We start from the raw sequence: 15,390 nt of genomic DNA, 5'->3' as shown, positions 1-15,390 counted from the left end.
TTTGGCGGCGGGTAGGTGGGGAGAGGCGGCGTCAGGCCGTGCGGTCGCGCCGACAGCACCGCGGCGCGCGGAGTGCCGGGCGTCGCTCCTCCCCACCACCAGTCGGTCGGACGGGCCAGGGGGCAGGTTCCGGTCGTACCCGGAGGATAGGCTCGCGGCCGTGACCGAACCCGCGCAGCTCAGCCACGTCGACGCGGCCGGCGCGGCCCGCATGGTCGACGTCTCCGCCAAGGCGGTGACCGGGCGGTCGGCGGTCGCCGCCGGCCGGCTCCGGACCACGTCCGAGGTGGTCGACCTGCTCCGCCGCGACGGCCTGCCGAAGGGCGACGCGCTGGCCGTCGGCCGGCTCGCCGGCATCATGGGCGCCAAGCGCACGCCCGACCTGATCCCGCTCTGCCACCCGATCGCGCTACACGCGGTCACCGTCGACCTGCGACTCACCGCCGAAACGGTCGAGATCACCGCCACCGCGCGGACGGCCGACCGGACGGGGGTGGAGATGGAGGCCCTGACCGCCGTCGCGGTCGCCGGCCTCGCCCTGGTCGACATGGTCAAGGCGGTCGACCCGGCGGCCTCGGTCGAGGCGGTGCGGGTGCTGCGCAAGGAGGGCGGCAAGACCGGCGAGTGGGTCCGCCCGCAGGACCGGCCGTGATCCGGGCGCGGGTGGTGGTGGCCTCCAACCGGGCCGCCGCCGGCGTCTACGCCGACACCAGCGGCCCGCTGCTCGTCGCCGGCCTGCGTGAGCTCGGCTGCCAGGTCGACGAGCCGGTCGTGGTGCCCGACGGTGAGCCGGTCGGTGCCGCGCTGCGGGCCGCGCTGGCCGACGGGGTCGACGTGGTGCTGACCAGCGGTGGCACCGGCATCACACCGTCCGACCGGACGCCGGATGTGACCCGGGCGCTGCTCGACTACGAGATCCCCGGCATCGCCGAGGCGATCCGCGCCCACAGCCGCGACCGGGTGCCCACCTCGGCGCTCTCCCGGGGCCTGGCCGGGGTGGCCGGTCGGATGCTGGTGGTCAACCTGCCCGGCTCCACCGGCGGCGCGCGCGACGGGCTCGCCGTGCTCGGCCCGATCCTCGTCCACGCCGTCGACCAGCTGCGCGGCGGCGACCACTGAGCGGGGTCACTGCGCCGGCACCGCGTCCGCTGCCCCGATAGGCTCGGCGGGTGAGAACCGAAACCGCACCGGCCGCCGACCGCGCCCCCGCGCCGCCGCCGGTCGGCTGGGATCAGGCGCGTGCCCGGGTCCACGCAGCCGGTCTGGCCGCCGCGCTTCCGGTGGTCGCCCGACCGCTCGTCGAGACCGACGGGCAGACCCTCGCCGAGCCGCTGACCACGCGCACCGACCTGCCCGCCTTCCCCACCTCCAGCGTGGACGGCTGGGCGGTGCGCGGCGCCGGGCCCTGGGAGGTCGTCGGCCGGGTGCTCGCCGGCGGCAGCCCACCGCCGCTGACCGAGGACGGCACCACCGTCGAGATCGCCACCGGCGCGATGGTGCCCGCAGGCACCACGGCGGTGCTCCGGATCGAGGAGTCCGAGCGGACGCTGGACGGCCGGGTCGCCGGCACGCCGCGGGCCACGCCGGAGTGGCGCGAGCCGGGCGAGGAGGCGTACGCCGGGGAGCAACTGCTACCGGCCGGGACGCCGGTCGACCCGGCGGTGATCGGGCTGGCCGCCTCGTGCGGCTACGACACCCTGCCGGTGCGTCGCGCGCCGCGTGCCGCGCTGCTGGTCTTCGGCGACGAGCTGCTGACGGCGGGCCCGCCCGGCGCCGGCCGGGTCCGCGACGCGCTCGGCCCGGCGGTGCCGGCCTGGCTGCGCCGCTACGGCTGCGAGCTGACCGCCGACGACGTCATCGGCCCGGTGGCGGACACCCTTCCCGCGCACGTCGCGGCGTTGCGCGCGGCCCTGGGCGGCGCCGATCTGGTCTGCACCACGGGCGGCACGATGCACGGCCCGGTCGATCACCTGCACCCGGCGCTGGCCGAGCTCGGCGCCGACTACGTGGTCAACACGGTCGCCGTCCGGCCGGGGTTCCCGATGCTGCTGGCCCGGCTGACCGACGCCGACGGGCGGGTCCGCTTCGTGGCCGGGCTGCCGGGCAACCCGCAGTCCGCGATCGTCGCGCTGGTCTCGCTGGTCGCACCGCTGCTAGCCGGCCTGCAGGGCCGGTCGATGCCGGTGCTGCCGCAGGTCACCCTGGCCGAGCCCGTGTCCGGCCGAGGTGACTTCACCCATCTCGCCCTGGTCCGGCTGGACCGGGCGGCCGGTACCGCCCACCCGGTGCGGCACGTCGGCTCGGCGATGCTGCGTGGGCTCGCCGGCGCGGACGGCTTCGCGGTGATCCGCCCGGGCACCAGCGGCGAGCCCGGCTCGCCGGTGCCGGTGGTGCCGCTGCCGCTGCTGCCCGGGGAGCGGACGTCGTGACCGCGCCGGCGCTCGCCTTCGGTGAGGTCACCGACCGGCCGCTCGACCTGGCCGCGCACGAGGCGGCGGTCGCCGACGCCCGGGCCGGGGCGGTGGTCTCCTTCCAGGGTGTGGTCCGCGACCACGACGACGGTCGGGCGGTGACCAGCCTGGAGTACGAGGGCCATCCGAGCGCCCAGCAGATCCTGCGCGAGGTGGCGGCCGAGATCGCCGCGGACCCCGAGGTGTACGCGGTCGCCGTGTCGCACCGGGTCGGTCCGCTCGCCATCGGCGACGTGGCCCTGGTCGCGGCGGTCAGTACGGCACACCGGGCCGCCGCGTTCACGGCCTGCGCGCGGCTGGTCGACGAGGTGAAGGCGCGACTGCCGATCTGGAAGCGTCAGGTCTTCGCCGACGGCACCGAGGAGTGGGTCAACTGCCCGTGACCGGTGCGGTCGCCGGGTCGCGGCCCGGCGCTCAGCGGCGGGCGTTGACCGAGACCCGGCCCATCCGGTCGCTGTAGAACACCGGCTCCGCCCCCGGCCGCCAGGGCAGCCCGGCGACCAGCACGATCAGCGCGACCGCCAGCGAGTTCTCCATCAGCGCGCCGAAGAGACCGTCCTGGTAGTGCGAGACCTCGGGCAACTGGTGCTCGTACGGCCAGATCGGGGAGACCAGGAAGAGCAGGTAGAGCCCGATCGCGGCGACGCCGTGCCGCAGCCCGGTCAACGTCGGGTACCAGATCGGCGGGCGCAGCCCGCTCACCCCCGGCAGGCCACCGTGCCCGGACAGGTGGGCGGCCCGGTGCGCCGGGCCCCGGCTCGCCTCGCGGCGGCGTACCGCGGCGTCGGCCAGCACGATGATCGCCGGGATCACCCACACCAGGTGGTGCGTCCAGGAGATCGGGCTGATCACGTTGGCGGTCAGCCCGACCAGGGTGAACGCGGTCAGCTCGTCGCCGTCAGCGTGTGAGTTGGCCGCCCGGGACAGGCCCAGCGCCAGGATCAGCACGGAGAACGCCAACCAGAGCAGGCCGGGCGTCTCGATCGAGTCGTAGAGGCGGGCCAGCAGCCCGGCCAGCGACTGGTTCGGGGTCATGTCGGCCGCCCCGACCCGCTCGGTCTGCCACAGGACGCTGCCGAAGTAGGCGCGCGACTCGTTGCCGACGACCGCGAACGTGCCGACGGTGACCCCGATCGTGGTGCCGATCGCGGTGAACGCGGCCCGCCACTGCCGGGTGATCATCAGGTAGGCGATGAAGAGCGCGGGGGTGAGCTTGACCGCGGTGGCCAGCCCGATGCCGGCGCCCGCCCAGGCGCCGCTGTAGATGAACCGCAGCAACGGGCCGTCCTCGGCCGCCGCGTGGGTGCCGCGGCGGGAGCGCCAGCGGAGACCGATCATGTCGGCGATGATCAGCGCGAAGAGCAGCAGGTTGACCTGGCCGTAGCCGAGCGTCTCCCGGGCCGGTTCGATGGCCGCGGCGAGCGGCACCGCGATGGCGACCGAGAACCACAGCGGCCAGGCGAGCCGGTCGACGATCGGGCGGAGCAGGCCGGCCAGTACGACCGCCAGCGCGGCGAGGCTGGCCAGCGCGTTGACCAGACCGGCCGCCTGCACCGGCAGATGCGCCATCGGCAGCATGACCAGGCCGGCGAACGGCGGGTAGGTGAATCCGAGGGTGGTGTCCGGGGCGATGAACTCGTAGAGCTCGTGACCGCTGGCCCACCACACGATCGCGCCGTGGTAGATCTTCATGTCGAAGAAGTTGTACGGCCGCCCGAAGACGCCGACGGCGAGCCAGGCGGCGTAGGCGACGAAGGCCACGATGCCGGCCCGTACCAGTGTCCCGAGTCGTCCCCCGACCAGCGCCGTCGTGACCGTGCGATCGATCCCACTCGTGACCCGCTGAACGAGGGCGAGGCGGTCCGCCCGTCTCCCGACGGTCGTCGGCACGGCGTGGCCACCCCCATACCAAGGTCGTCGTCCTACCCGTCCAGGTCCTGCACGGAGCCTAGAACGGCGCCTCACGTTAGTGCCTCCCGCGTTATGCGACCGTGTCCGATCCCACACATGTTTTTGACATTTCCACCGCGTTAACGCCTACCGGGTGGTTCAGGTGATTCGCGGTGTTGGGAGGGGTGGGGCGACCGAGGGGAGGTATAGATGCAGGTCAACCAGGGATTCGTCGCGCGGTGGCAGCGGACCGGACGGCGATCCGGGTCTCCCGCCGGGCAGTACGGACGGCCCGACCCACCGAACGTCGAGAGTGGCCGATGCGGTGGCCGGTCCGCCAGCGCAGTCCCGGCTTACCCTCGGTGTCGGCGGCGGCGAGCAGCAGCCCACCGAAAAGGCCGACGTTCTTCAGGAAGTGGATCTGGTTGTTGGTCCGCGCGAGGGGGTCGTCGTTGTTCCAGAAGGGATGCCCGGCGAGGGTCACCGGCACCAGCGTGCCGGCCAGCACCAGCGCCGCCGGCCGGGTGAGCCGCCCGGTGGCGAACATCAGCCCGGCGCCGACCTGCACCGCCGCGTTGGCCCGGATCAGGGTCGCGGTGTCGGTGGGGAGGCGGGGGTTGACCCGCTGGATCAGCGGCGCCACCCGGTCGGTCAGCGGCTCGGCCGACGGCACCAGTCGGCCGGGGTTGGTGAAGTTGCGGTACCCGCTGACCACGAAGATGCCGCTCAACATGGCGCGGGCGAGAGAGCGTACGGGTTTCATGGCTCAGTCATACCCCCTCGCGACCCCGGCCACCCCTGCAACCGCCGATCCGGATCGGCGACGGTGCACGCTGCGCCACGCCGAATCGAGCGACCGTCGCGGATGGACCGCCTCCGGCGGGTAACGTCGCGCGGGTGACGACGTTGCGGCTGCGACCCGAGGACCCGGCCGACGCCGGCCCGGTCAGGCGGGTGCTGGCCGCCGCGTTCGCGCGCCCCGACGTGGCCACCCCGCCCGAGGTGGGCCTGGTCGACGAGCTGCGGGGCAGCGAGGTCTGGATTCCGGAGCTCGCCATGGTCGCCGAGTACGGCGGTGAGGTCGTCGGCTACGCACTGCTCACTCGGGTCCGGGTGAAGTCCGAGCGTGGTTCGCAGCCGGCGCTGGCACTCGGGCCACTGGCGGTGGCCCCACACCGGCAACGGGTCGGGCACGGCACCGCCGTGGTGCAGGCCTCGTTGGACGCCGCCACCGAGCTGGGTGAGCGACTGGTCGTGGTGCTCGGCGACCCGGGCTACTACCGGCGGTTCGGCTTCGAGCGGGCCGATCGGATGGGACTGACCAGCCCGTGGTCGGGGCTGGGCGAGCCCTGGCAGTGCCTGGTGCTGCCCCCGTCGACCAGCGACGCCGGCCCGCCGCCGCAGGGCGAGGTCGTCTTTCCGCCCCCCTGGTCCAAGGTCTGAGCAGCGCCGCCCGACCGGGGTCGGGGCGCAGGCCGGGCCGCGGTCAGGCCGGCTGGGTCCGCAGGTACCGGCCGAAGTGCGGCACGGTGAACGCGACGGTGCCCCGCTCGCCGGAGTAGATCAGGCCCTTCTTGATCAGGGCGTCCCGGGCCGGGGAGAGGCTGGCCGGCTTGCGGCCGAGGGACCGGGCTATCTCCGCGGTCGGCACCGCCGCGTCCATGTCGTCCCGGACCGGGCCGCCCGTCTCGGCCTCCACCAGCGACAGGGTGGCCATCGCCCGCATGTACTCGCGCTCAGCCGGGGTGGCCCGCTCGAACCGGGAGCCGAAGAAGCCGACGGCCAGCTCCGCCTCGGCCTCGGGGGCGGCGACCCGGACGTCCGCGGCGGTGATCGGGGAGCGCGGGGCGTGGTCCCAGGTGGCCTTCCCGTACGCCTGGACGAAGTAGGGGTAGCCGCCGGACTTCTCGTAGAGCAGGTCGAGCGCCTTCTGCTCGTACTCCACCTCCTCGCGCTCCGCCGGCGCGCAGAACGCCTGGTCGGCGGCGATCCGGTCGAGCCGGTCGATGCGCTGGTAGCGGAAGAGCCGTTCCGAGTAGGACTTCGCCGCGCTGAGCACGGCCGGCAGATGGGGCAGGCCGGCGCCGACCACGATCAGTGGCGCGCCGAGCTGGGAGAGTTCGTGGCAGGCGGCGCAGAGCGCTGAGACGTCCTCGGGGCTGAGATCCTGCATCTCGTCGATGAAGATGGCGATGCCGGTGCCCACGTCGCTGGCGACCGCCGCCGCATCGCTCAGCAGCTCGACCAGGTCGATCTCGATGTCCCCGGAGTCGGCCCGGCCGCTGCTGGCGGGCACGTCGATGCCGGGCTGCCAGCGGTCGCGCAGCTTGGTCGCGGTCCCGGCCCGGCCGGCGGGCGTGGCGCGCAGCGCGAACGCCTTGAGTACGCCGAGGAACGCGTCGATCCGGTCCGGCGCGCGGTGTCGGGGGGCGAGTTCCCGCACGGCCATGTGCAGCGCGGCGGCCACCGGACGGCGCAGGGACTGGTCCGGCCGGGCTTCGATCTTGCCGGTGCCCCAGAGTCGGCTGATCGCCTGTGAGCGGAGGGTGTTGAGCAGGACGGTCTTGCCGACGCCGCGCAGACCGGTGAGCATCAGGCTCCGCTCCGGCCGCCCTCGGGCGATGCGTTCCAGTACGACGTCGAAGACGTCCAGCTCCCGCCCCCGCCCGGCGAGTTCGGGCGGGCGCTGGCCGGCGCCCGGGGCGTACGGGTTGCGGACCGGATCCACGCATCGCAGAGTATCGGGCCGTCTAGCTGCCGGGCTAGACATGGATAGATGGGGCTACCGGCGTGTCGGGGCGGTCGACATAAAACTAGGGCTGTCTAGCCTCCACGCTAGACAGCCCTAGTTTTGGCTACGGCTACCGCTCCTTGAGGCAGAGCACGTAGTCCAGCACGTCGATCGTGTTGTCGTGGACGTAGTTCGCGGTGGCCTGCGGCGCCAGCGTCTCGCACCGGTCGCCGTCGGTCGTCGCCGGAATCCGCAGCAGCACCTGGTACGTGTTCGGGCCGCACGGCACCTTGCGCAGTTCGGCCTCGTTGTCCGTGCCGTCGTTGACCACGCAGTCGCCGGTGGCGAACTCCTCGTCGTCCTCGCTCGGGCTCGGTCCGGCCGACGACGGCCCGGCGGACGGCTCGACGGGGGCACCCAGTGACGGCGCCGGTGCCGAGGTCGTCGAATCGCCGTTCGTCACCCGCCACACGGCCCAACCGCTCAGCGCGAGGCAGGGGCAGAGCAGGAGCAGCACCGCCAGGATGACGATCAGCGCGATCCGGCCGCCGCGTCTCTTCGCCGGCGGGGCGGCCGGCGGCATTCCGTAGCCGCCCGGGGTCGGTGGCATTCCGTAGCCGCCGGGCCCGGCCGGCGGCGCGCCCCACTGGCCGGCGGCCGGAGCGGGCGCCGGGCCGGCCGGCGGAAAGGGCCCGGGTGGCGGTGACCCGGCCGCGCCACCCGGCGGCGGATAGCCGGAGCCGGAGGTGGGCGGCGGCCCCCACATCGGTGCCGTCGGTGGCTCGGCGCCCTGGGCCGGGGGCGGGGCCCATTGCGGTTGGGTGGGTGGCTCGCCGCGCTCGGCGCCTTGGGCCGGGGGCGGACCCCATTGCGGTTGGGTGGGTGGCTCGGTGTCGTCCGGCTGGCCGGAACCGGGTGGTCCGTAGGTGCTCATCTCATCCCCCGGGGTGCGTGGGTCAGCGCTGCTTCAGGCAGAGGACGAAGTCGAGGGTGTCCAGCTCGCTGTCGAAGAAGTACCAGTTGGTGTAGCCCGACACCTTGGCGCATTTCGCCTCGGCGTCCTTCTCCCCACTGGTCGCACCCTCGATGCGGCGCAGCACCTCGTACGACTTCGGGGCGCAGTCGCTGATCAGCAGCTTCGGCTTCCCACCGGCCGTACCCTCGTTGCGGACGCACTGCCCGACCTTGACGAACCGCGGGTCGGCCGACGACTCCGGTGCGGGCGCGCTCGGCACGTCCGTCGGATCGGCGACGTCCGCGTCCGGCCCCCCGGCCGTCGCCGGCTCGGTCGGCCCCGCCACCGGTGCCGGCTCGTCCTGGCCGAGGAGGACGAAGAGCGCCGCACCGCCGGCCAGCACGAGCAGCGTGACGACCGCCAGCACCGCGATCAACGGCCCGCGACCGCGCCGCGGGGGCGGCGGCGCCGGATCACCGCCGTACGTCACCGCGCCGCCACCTGGGTAGGCGGAGGTGTCGTAGCCCGGCGCGGGTGCCGGATGTGGCTCGGGCGCGTAGCGGGGCTCCGAGGTGTAGCGGGGATCGGCGTCGTACTGGTACTCCGTCTGGTACTCGGTGCCGTAGCGGGAGCCGTCGTCGTAGCGGGAGCCGTCGTCGTAGCGTGGCCTCGGTTCACCCCATCCGGGCTGCCCGGCCGGCGGCCCGTACGGCTGCTCAGCCGGTCGCCCCTGCCACGGTTCCCGGGAGCCGCCGCCCGCAGATCCGTAGTTCGCCATGCACGCCTCCTGCGGGAGTGGTGAGAGGCCGGCCACCAAGGCGGGACGCCGACGCCGAGGTCACCGTAGCGTGGACCAGCGATGAGCTCGACTCCGCCAAGTGCGACCCGGCCCGCCGATCCTTCCGGACGGCCCGCCGTAATCGCCTCCGCCGCAACCGCCCCGAGCCTGATCTGGACCGCCCTGATCGTGGTCTACCTGCTCTGGGGCTCCACCTATCTCGGCATCCGGATCGCGGTCGAGACCCTGCCGCCGCTCGCCTCGGCGGCGGCCCGGTTCGCCGCCGCCGCCGTGGTGCTGGCGCTCGTGCTCCGGATCCGCCGGGGGCCGGGCGCGCTCCGCGTCGACCGGCGGCAGCTCGGCTCCGCGGCGCTCGTGGGGGTGCTGCTGCTCGCGGGCGGCAACGGGCTGGTGGTGCTCGCCGAATCCGGTCCCCCCGGGACGGCGCTGCCCTCCGGGATCGCCGCGCTGCTGGTCGCCACCGTGCCGCTGCTGGTCGTACTGCTCCGCTCGGCCACCGGGGACCGACCCCGGTTCTGGACCTTCGCCGGCGTCACCCTCGGCTTCCTCGGCCTGGTCCTGCTGGTCCTGCCGACCGGTGGGGCGGACAATGTGCCGCTGGCCGGGGCGCTCACCGTGGTGGCGGGGGCCGTCTGCTGGTCGATCGGGTCGTTCCTCTCCGGGCGGATCCGGATGCCCGCCGACCCGTTCGTCGCCACCGTCTACGAGATGATCGCCGGGGCGGTGGTGCTCGCCGTGCTCGCCCTCGGCCGGGGCGAGATGCACGGCTTCGACCCGAGCCAGGTGAGCACCCGCTCCTGGCTCGCGCTCGGTTACCTGATGGTCGCCGGCTCGCTGGTCGCCTTCACCGCGTACGTCTGGCTGCTGCACCACGCGCCGATCTCGCTCGTCGCGACGTACGCCTACGTCAACCCGGTGGTGGCGGTGGCGCTCGGCGCGGTGCTGGTGGCCGAGCCGATCACCACGCAGGTTCTGCTCGGCGGTGCGGTGATCGTGGCCGGCGTGGCCCTGGTGGTGAGCACCGAGCGGCCCCGCCGGGCGCGCGACGGGGCGGAACCGGCCGCGCCCCGCCGGTAGCATCCCGGCCCGTGTCGGCGGGACTGGTGACCGCAGCGGCGCTCCTCGGCGTCGTCGCCGGCGTCGCCACGCCGACCCTCGCTGGCCGCTTCCTGCCCGCCGCCTCCCCGGACGCCACCGGGACCTCCGGCGACTGCCGGATCGCCCGCACCATGGGCTCTACCGGCGGCCGGATCGTCCTGGGCGTGGCCGGGGCGGTGGTCTTCGGCGGGCTCGCCGCGGCCCGGGGGGCCGATCCGGCCCTGCCGGCGTTCCTGCTGGTCGCGGCGGTCGGGCTGGTGCTGGCCGTGGTGGATCTGGCCTGCCTGCGGCTCCCCGACCCGCTGGTGACCACGGCCACCGGCGCCGCCGCGCTCGCACTGGTCGTGGCCGCACTCGTCGGCGGCACCCCGGCCCGGCTGGCGCTGGCCGTGGCCGGTGCCGCCGTCTCACTCGCCGTCTACCTGGCGCTGGCGCTGCTGCCCGGCTCCCGGCTCGGCGCCGGCGACGTGAAGCTCGCCGCCGCGCTCGGCCTGCCGCTCGGTTGGCTGGGCTGGCCGACCCTCGGTTGGGCGCTGGTCCTGCCGCACGTGCTCAACGGCCTCGTGGTGCTCGCGCTGCTCGCCACCCGCCAGGTCCGGCGGGACACCGCTCTGCCGTTCGGCCCGGCGATCCTCGTCGGTGCCTGGCTGGCCGCTCTCCTCGCCTGACACCTTCCGCACTCTGGTGCACGCCACCGGCACGGCCGTGCCCCAGCTTCCGACGGATGCCCGCCGCCCGGCCGTGCTGGTGAGCGATATACCTGAGAGGCATCAATATGACTCTGAGGTATATCGCTTACAACCATGTGGCCGACCGGGCCCGGCTCGGCCGCTCCCGGCCCGGCTCGGCCGCTCCCCGACCCGGCGGGCCCGCGTCGGCGGCCCGGCCGCGGGCCTGACCCGGTCAGATCAGGCGGAGCTGGCGGTCCTTCGGCCGGCGGGGCTCGGTCTCGCCGAACCGCTCGAACAGGCCCGGGTCGATCACGTCGAGGAACGGCGAGGGGGCGCAGTCACGTTCCGTCCCCTGCCGGGTGCGGCGGGCCGCGTGGCTGACGTAGAGCCGGTCCTGAGCGCGCGTCAGCCCGACGAAGAAGAGCCGCCGCTCCTCCGCGACCGCGTCCTCGTCGGGTGTCGAGCCCGGCCAGCGCAGCGGCAGCAACCCGTCCTCGGCGCCGACCAGGAAGACCACCGGGAACTCCAGCCCCTTGGCGGCGTGCAGGGTGAGCAGCGTGACCGCCTCGGCGCGCGGGTCCAACGCGTCCACCTCGGCGCCGGTGGCCAGTTGGGAGAGGAAGAGCGGCAGGTCGTCGCCGCAGCGCCGGGCCAGCGGAGTGAGCAGGTCGACCGCCGCCCGGACCTCCTCGGGCCGTACCACGCCCGAGCCGTCCAGGGTGGGTGCGGCGAACCGCTCGGCCAGCACCTGCCCGGCGAGCCGGACCCGGGCCGGCAGGCCGCCGCCGAGCCCGTCGGCGTGCCGCAGCTCCCGAGCGATCGCGGTCACCCCCGGGCGATCGCGCAGCCGGTCGTGTGAGCGCTTCTGCACCGGAATGTTGGCCCGGGCGAGCGCGTCCACGATCGGCGCGGCCTGCGAGTCGGTGCGGTAGAGCACCGCGATGTCGGAGAAGGAGAGCGAGGTGGACCGGCCGTCGATCCGGCCGGAGTCCAGCGACCGGTGCGACAGACCGCCGACCAGCTCGTCGATGGTGCGTACCAGGAAATCGGCCTCGTCGGCGACGGAGGCCGCGGGATAGCGGCCGACCAGCGGGGCCTCCGGGTCCAGCCGGGCCGGGTCCAGCCGGCGGCCCCGGACCAGCGACGACGGCGCGATGGCCTGCACCGCGGCGGCCAGGATCGGCGCCGAGGATCGGTAGTTGCGGTTCAGCCGGACCAACCGGGCGTCGGTGAAGTCCTGCGAGAAGCGCAGGAAGTAGCCCACGTCCGCGCCGCGGAACGAGTAGATGGCCTGGTCCGGATCGCCGATCGCGCAGAGGTTGCCGTCCGCGGGGCTGAGCAGCCGCAGCAGCTCGTACTGCACGGCGTCGACGTCCTGGTACTCGTCGACGAAGATCCAACGCCAGCGGTCCCGGTAGCGCTCGACCAGCGTCCGATCCTCGCGCAGCAGCGCCACCGGCAGGGTGAGCAGCTCGTCCAGGTCGACCAGGTCCTGCTTGCGCAGTAGCGCGGTGTACGCCGCCGGGTCGTCGCCGGCTTCGCTGCGGGCGGCCGCCCGGTCGGCGTCATCGGCGATCCGGAAGTCCGCCGGCAGGCCGGCGGCGTCGGCGTTCTCCCGGAGGATGGCCAGCCCGAGCGAGTGGAAGGTGCCGACCGTGACATCCTCGGCGACCGGACCGAGCAGGCCGTCGAGGCGGTGCCGCAGCTCCTCCGCCGCCCGCCGGGTGAAGGTGATCGCCAGGCACTGCTCGGGGAAGACGTTCAGCTCGGCGCAGAGGTACGCGATCCGGTGGGTCAGCGTCCGGGTTTTGCCGGTGCCCGGGCCGGCCACGATGAGCAGCGGGCCACCCGGCGCGGACGCGGCCACCCGCTGCATCGCGTCGAGCCGGTCCAGCAGACCGGTGCCGACCTCCTCCATGCCGGCGAGCATCGGCTCGAACGGCTCGTGTGGCGAGGGCGGCGGGGCGATCGGGGGCGGCGGGGCCGCCGGCTTCCGCTTCGGTTCGGCCTTGGCCGCCGTCGGGCGCTTGGTGCGCGGCTTCGACGCCGGCTCCGTCGGCTTCCGCTGCGCCGGCACGGGTACGTCGAAGAGCGTCTCCGCCTGCGCGCTGCCCGACTGCCCGCGCAGCTCGGCCGGGTCGAAGAGGGTGATCACGCCGTACTCGCCGTCGTAGCCGGGCACCCGGTGGACCTCGCCCCGGCGCAACCGGCCGATCCCCTCGCCGAGCAGTTCGCCACCGACCCGGGCGAGATCGTCGAGTGGGGTGCGGGTCAGGATCTCCAGCTCGGGGCCGAGCGCGGCGAGCAGCTCGTTGAGCTTGCCCTCCACCTTCTTGGACCGGGCCCCGACGCCGTTGATCTCGCCGAGGATCTCGGCCAGCGGAACCAGGTGGGTCACCTCGCGGGCGTGCGCCGGACGGTGCCCCACCGGCCGGTCGGCCAGCTCCTCGACCCGGCTCAGTACGCCCACGGTCAGCGGCTTCCCGCACTCCGGGCAGCGCCCGTCGGCCGCCCGGGTCCGCTCCGGGGCCCAGCTGACCCCGCAGAGCCGGTGGCCGTCCGCGTGGTACTTCCCCTCCTCGGGGAAGAATTCGACGGTGCCGGCGAGCCCGTCGCCCGTGCGCAGCGCGTCCCGGACCGCGAAGTAGTCGCGGGCGGTGGCGAAGACGGTCGCCTCCCGGGCCAGCGCCGGCGGGGAGTGCGCATCCGAGTTGGACACCAGCCGGTACGCGTCCAGGCTGCCGACCCGCCAGTTCATCTCCGGGTCCGACGACAGGCCCGTCTCCACCGCGAAGATGTGCTCGGCGAGGTCGGCGTAGCAGTCGGCGATCGCGTCGAAGCCGGACTTCGAGCCGAGCGCCGAGAACCAGGGCGTCCAGATGTGCGCCGGCACCAGGTAGCCGTCCGGGCTCGCCTCAAGCGTGATCTCCAGCAGGTCACGGGAGTCCAGGCCGAGGATCGGGCGGCCGTCGGAGCCGAGGTTGCCGATCCGGCCGAGCGCGGTGTTGAACCGCTCGACCGCGTCCAGATCGGGCAGGTAGACCAGGTGGTGCACCTTGCGGGTCCGGTCGTCCCGCTTGTAGATCGTGGAGATCTCCACGCTGAGCATGAACCGGACGGGGTCGCTCTCGGCCTCGCTCGCCAGGCGGGGCGGCAGCCGCCGGGCGATGTCCCGCTCCGCCTCCGGGCTGAGCCGGTAGAGGCCGGGCTCGGCCGGATGCAGCGTCTCGCGTAGGTGGTCGTACCAGGCGGGATGGGTGAAGTCACCGGTGCCGAGCACGCCGATGCCCTTGCGCCGGGCCCACCAGCCGAGGTTCGGCAGGGTGAGGTCACGGCTGCACGCGCGGGAGTACTTCGAGTGGATGTGCAGGTCCGCGACGAACGGCGGGAGGCCACCGGGGGGTGCGGCGCTGAACGGAGGCACGCCGCATCCTGTCACGCCCGCCCGGGCTGCCGCCCGCCGCCACGCACACACGTGACCCGCGCAATCCTCACTTCTTCCCGGCGGGTGCCGGGACCGGTCAGGGGGCGCGGAGCTCGACGAGGGTGATCTGGGGGTTGGCGCCGACCCGCACCGGTGGACCCCAGAAACCGGCGCCGTTGGTGACGTAGACCTTGGTGCCGTCCACCTCACCCAGCCCGGAGACCACCGGCTGCTCCAGCTTGACCGCGAGGTTGAACGGCACCATCTGGCCGCCGTGGGTGTGCCCGGACAGCTGCAGGTCGACACCGAACTTCGCCGCCTCGACCGCGGCGATCGGCTGGTGGGCGAGGAGCACCACCGGGCGGGCCGGGTCGCGGTCACCGAGCGCCGCGGCGTAGTCCGGCCCGGCGGCGGCGCTCAACTGCGCCCCGGACACGTCGTTCACGCCGGCCAGGTCCAGCACGCCGCCGCGCGCGGGAATCTCCACCCGCTGGTTCTGGAGCACCCGCAGGCCGAGCCGGTCCACCTCCCGCACCCACTCCTCCACCCCGGAGTAGTACTCGTGGTTGCCGGTGACGAAGAAGTTGCCGTAGCGGGAGCGCAGGTCGCGCAGCGGGGCAGCCGCCTCGCCGAGCTCCGCGACCGTACCGTCGACCAGGTCGCCGACCACCGCGACCAGGTCGGCGTCGAGCCGGTTGATGGCGGCGACGATCCGCTCGGTGTGCCCCCGACCGAGCAGCGGCCCGAGGTGGATGTCGGAGACGGTGGCGATGCGCAGGCCGTCCATGCTCCTGGGCAGCTTGGCCAGCGGGATGCGTACCCGGTCCAGTTCCGGCGGGCCGAAGGCGGTGCGCACGCCGTACCCGGCGACGCCGACGGCGGTGAGGCCGGCGAAGACGGCGGCCCCCCGGGCGAGCAGCAACCGGCGGGACGGATCGTGGTCGGGCTGCGCGACCGCGTCGGCGGCGGGCGGGTCGGCCGGCCCGGCGGCGCCGACGAGCACCGGCTCGGGCGCGGCGGCGGTCGACTCGGCGGCGGTCACCCTGCGGCGCAGCACCAACCGGGCCACCAGCATCGGCACCTCCAGCACCACGAGCAGCACCAGCAGGTAGAACATCAGCGCGAGCCAGAGGTAGCCCGGCCAGGCCAGCCAGTGCAGCTCGGCCCGGGTGCCCACCAGCGCGGCGGGCACGAGCACGGCGAGCACCACAGCGGTGACGCCACCGATCCGCCGCCAGCGACCCGGCCTGGTGGTGTCGCGAACCAGCCGCTTCCACAGGTAGAGGTGGATCAGGCCGGTGATCAGGGCGATGGTGCCCACGAACGCCAGGACCGACAGCACGTACGCCTC

14 protein-coding genes are annotated in these 15,390 nt (G+C 74.3%); 7 read left to right on the top strand and 7 right to left on the bottom strand.

The features are described 5' to 3' along the window. Positions 1–160: 160 nt before the first annotated feature. The 4 genes from moaC to AB0C04_RS00695 are packed head-to-tail and all read left to right on the top strand — an operon-like array spanning position 161 to position 2,854. Positions 161–652 carry a cyclic pyranopterin monophosphate synthase MoaC gene (gene moaC / locus AB0C04_RS00710; RefSeq protein ID WP_357046549.1) on the top strand — a complete coding sequence of 164 codons (492 nt, stop codon included), beginning with the start codon at positions 161–163 and terminating at the stop codon, positions 650–652. Then, a complete protein-coding gene (locus AB0C04_RS00705; protein ID WP_350868745.1) occupies positions 649–1,119 on the top strand; it encodes a MogA/MoaB family molybdenum cofactor biosynthesis protein in 471 nt (156 codons plus the stop codon). The genes moaC and AB0C04_RS00705 overlap by 4 nt, the downstream gene beginning before the upstream one ends. 50 nt (positions 1,120–1,169) lie before the next feature. After that, positions 1,170–2,429, top strand: a complete 1,260-nt coding sequence (locus AB0C04_RS00700; protein WP_357046546.1) for a molybdopterin molybdotransferase MoeA — start codon at positions 1,170–1,172, stop codon at positions 2,427–2,429. After that, positions 2,426–2,854: a molybdenum cofactor biosynthesis protein MoaE gene (locus tag AB0C04_RS00695; protein ID WP_357046544.1), complete on the top strand. Its 429-nt coding sequence runs from the start codon at positions 2,426–2,428 to the stop codon at positions 2,852–2,854. The genes AB0C04_RS00700 and AB0C04_RS00695 overlap by 4 nt, the downstream gene beginning before the upstream one ends. Before the next feature lie 31 nt (positions 2,855–2,885). On the opposite strand, the gene AB0C04_RS00690 is transcribed toward AB0C04_RS00695, so the two are convergent. Together AB0C04_RS00690 and AB0C04_RS00685 are read right to left on the bottom strand one after the other, a co-directional pair. Continuing rightward, entirely contained in the window at positions 2,886–4,361 is a 1,476-nt protein-coding gene (locus tag AB0C04_RS00690; protein ID WP_357046542.1) for a glycosyltransferase 87 family protein, read from the bottom strand. A gap of 217 nt (positions 4,362–4,578) precedes the next feature. Beyond that, on the bottom strand, positions 4,579–5,124 hold the full coding sequence (locus tag AB0C04_RS00685; protein WP_357046539.1) for a DoxX family protein: 546 nt from the start codon (positions 5,122–5,124) through the stop codon (positions 4,579–4,581). Positions 5,125–5,258: 134 nt separating this feature from the next. Between AB0C04_RS00685 and AB0C04_RS00680 the strand changes: the two genes are divergently transcribed. Continuing rightward, on the top strand, positions 5,259–5,804 hold the full coding sequence (locus AB0C04_RS00680) for an N-acetyltransferase (RefSeq protein WP_357046537.1): 546 nt from the start codon (positions 5,259–5,261) through the stop codon (positions 5,802–5,804). A gap of 43 nt (positions 5,805–5,847) precedes the next feature. Here the strand turns inward: AB0C04_RS00680 and AB0C04_RS00675 are convergent, their stop codons facing one another. The 3 genes from AB0C04_RS00675 to AB0C04_RS00665 form a co-directional block, all read right to left on the bottom strand. Next, complete coding sequence (locus tag AB0C04_RS00675) at positions 5,848–7,089, bottom strand: ATP-binding protein (RefSeq protein ID WP_357046535.1); 1,242 nt, start codon at positions 7,087–7,089, stop codon at positions 5,848–5,850. Positions 7,090–7,222: 133 nt separating this feature from the next. Then, the gene (locus AB0C04_RS00670; protein WP_357049022.1) at positions 7,223–7,627 is read right to left on the bottom strand and encodes a hypothetical protein; all 405 of its coding nucleotides are present in this window, start codon (positions 7,625–7,627) and stop codon (positions 7,223–7,225) included. 421 nt (positions 7,628–8,048) lie between these two features. Beyond that, positions 8,049–8,537: a hypothetical protein gene (locus AB0C04_RS00665; RefSeq protein ID WP_357049019.1), complete on the bottom strand. Its 489-nt coding sequence runs from the start codon at positions 8,535–8,537 to the stop codon at positions 8,049–8,051. 369 nt (positions 8,538–8,906) lie between these two features. Here AB0C04_RS00665 and AB0C04_RS00660 point away from each other — a divergent pair, with 369 nt between their 5' ends. Beyond that, positions 8,907–9,923 (top strand): EamA family transporter, encoded by a 1,017-nt coding sequence (locus tag AB0C04_RS00660; protein ID WP_357046533.1) that lies wholly within the window; start codon positions 8,907–8,909, stop codon positions 9,921–9,923. Between the two features lie 11 nt (positions 9,924–9,934). After that, on the top strand, positions 9,935–10,612 hold the full coding sequence (locus AB0C04_RS00655) for an A24 family peptidase (RefSeq protein WP_357046531.1): 678 nt from the start codon (positions 9,935–9,937) through the stop codon (positions 10,610–10,612). Positions 10,613–10,847: 235 nt separating this feature from the next. On the opposite strand, the gene AB0C04_RS00650 is transcribed toward AB0C04_RS00655, so the two are convergent. Together AB0C04_RS00650 and AB0C04_RS00645 are read right to left on the bottom strand one after the other, a co-directional pair. Continuing rightward, a complete protein-coding gene (locus tag AB0C04_RS00650) occupies positions 10,848–14,039 on the bottom strand; it encodes a UvrD-helicase domain-containing protein (RefSeq protein ID WP_357046529.1) in 3,192 nt (1,063 codons plus the stop codon). A 97-nt stretch (positions 14,040–14,136) separates the two neighbouring features. Then, complete coding sequence (locus AB0C04_RS00645) at positions 14,137–15,381, bottom strand: metallophosphoesterase (RefSeq protein ID WP_357046527.1); 1,245 nt, start codon at positions 15,379–15,381, stop codon at positions 14,137–14,139. Between the last annotated feature and the right edge of the window lie 9 nt (positions 15,382–15,390).

Source organism: Micromonospora sp. NPDC048909 (assembly GCF_040649635.1).
Classification (GTDB): Bacteria; Actinomycetota; Actinomycetes; order Mycobacteriales; family Micromonosporaceae; genus Micromonospora.
The sequence above is the reverse complement of the archived record's forward strand: the minus strand, read 5'-3'. Positions and strand labels throughout refer to the sequence as shown.

Coding starts and splice junctions, on each gene's coding strand:
- AB0C04_RS00685 (WP_357046539.1), bottom strand. CDS start 5,124: ATGAAACCCGTACGCTCTCTCGCCCGCGCCATGTTGAGCGGCATCTTC.
- AB0C04_RS00660 (WP_357046533.1), top strand. CDS start 8,907: ATGAGCTCGACTCCGCCAAGTGCGACCCGGCCCGCCGATCCTTCCGGA.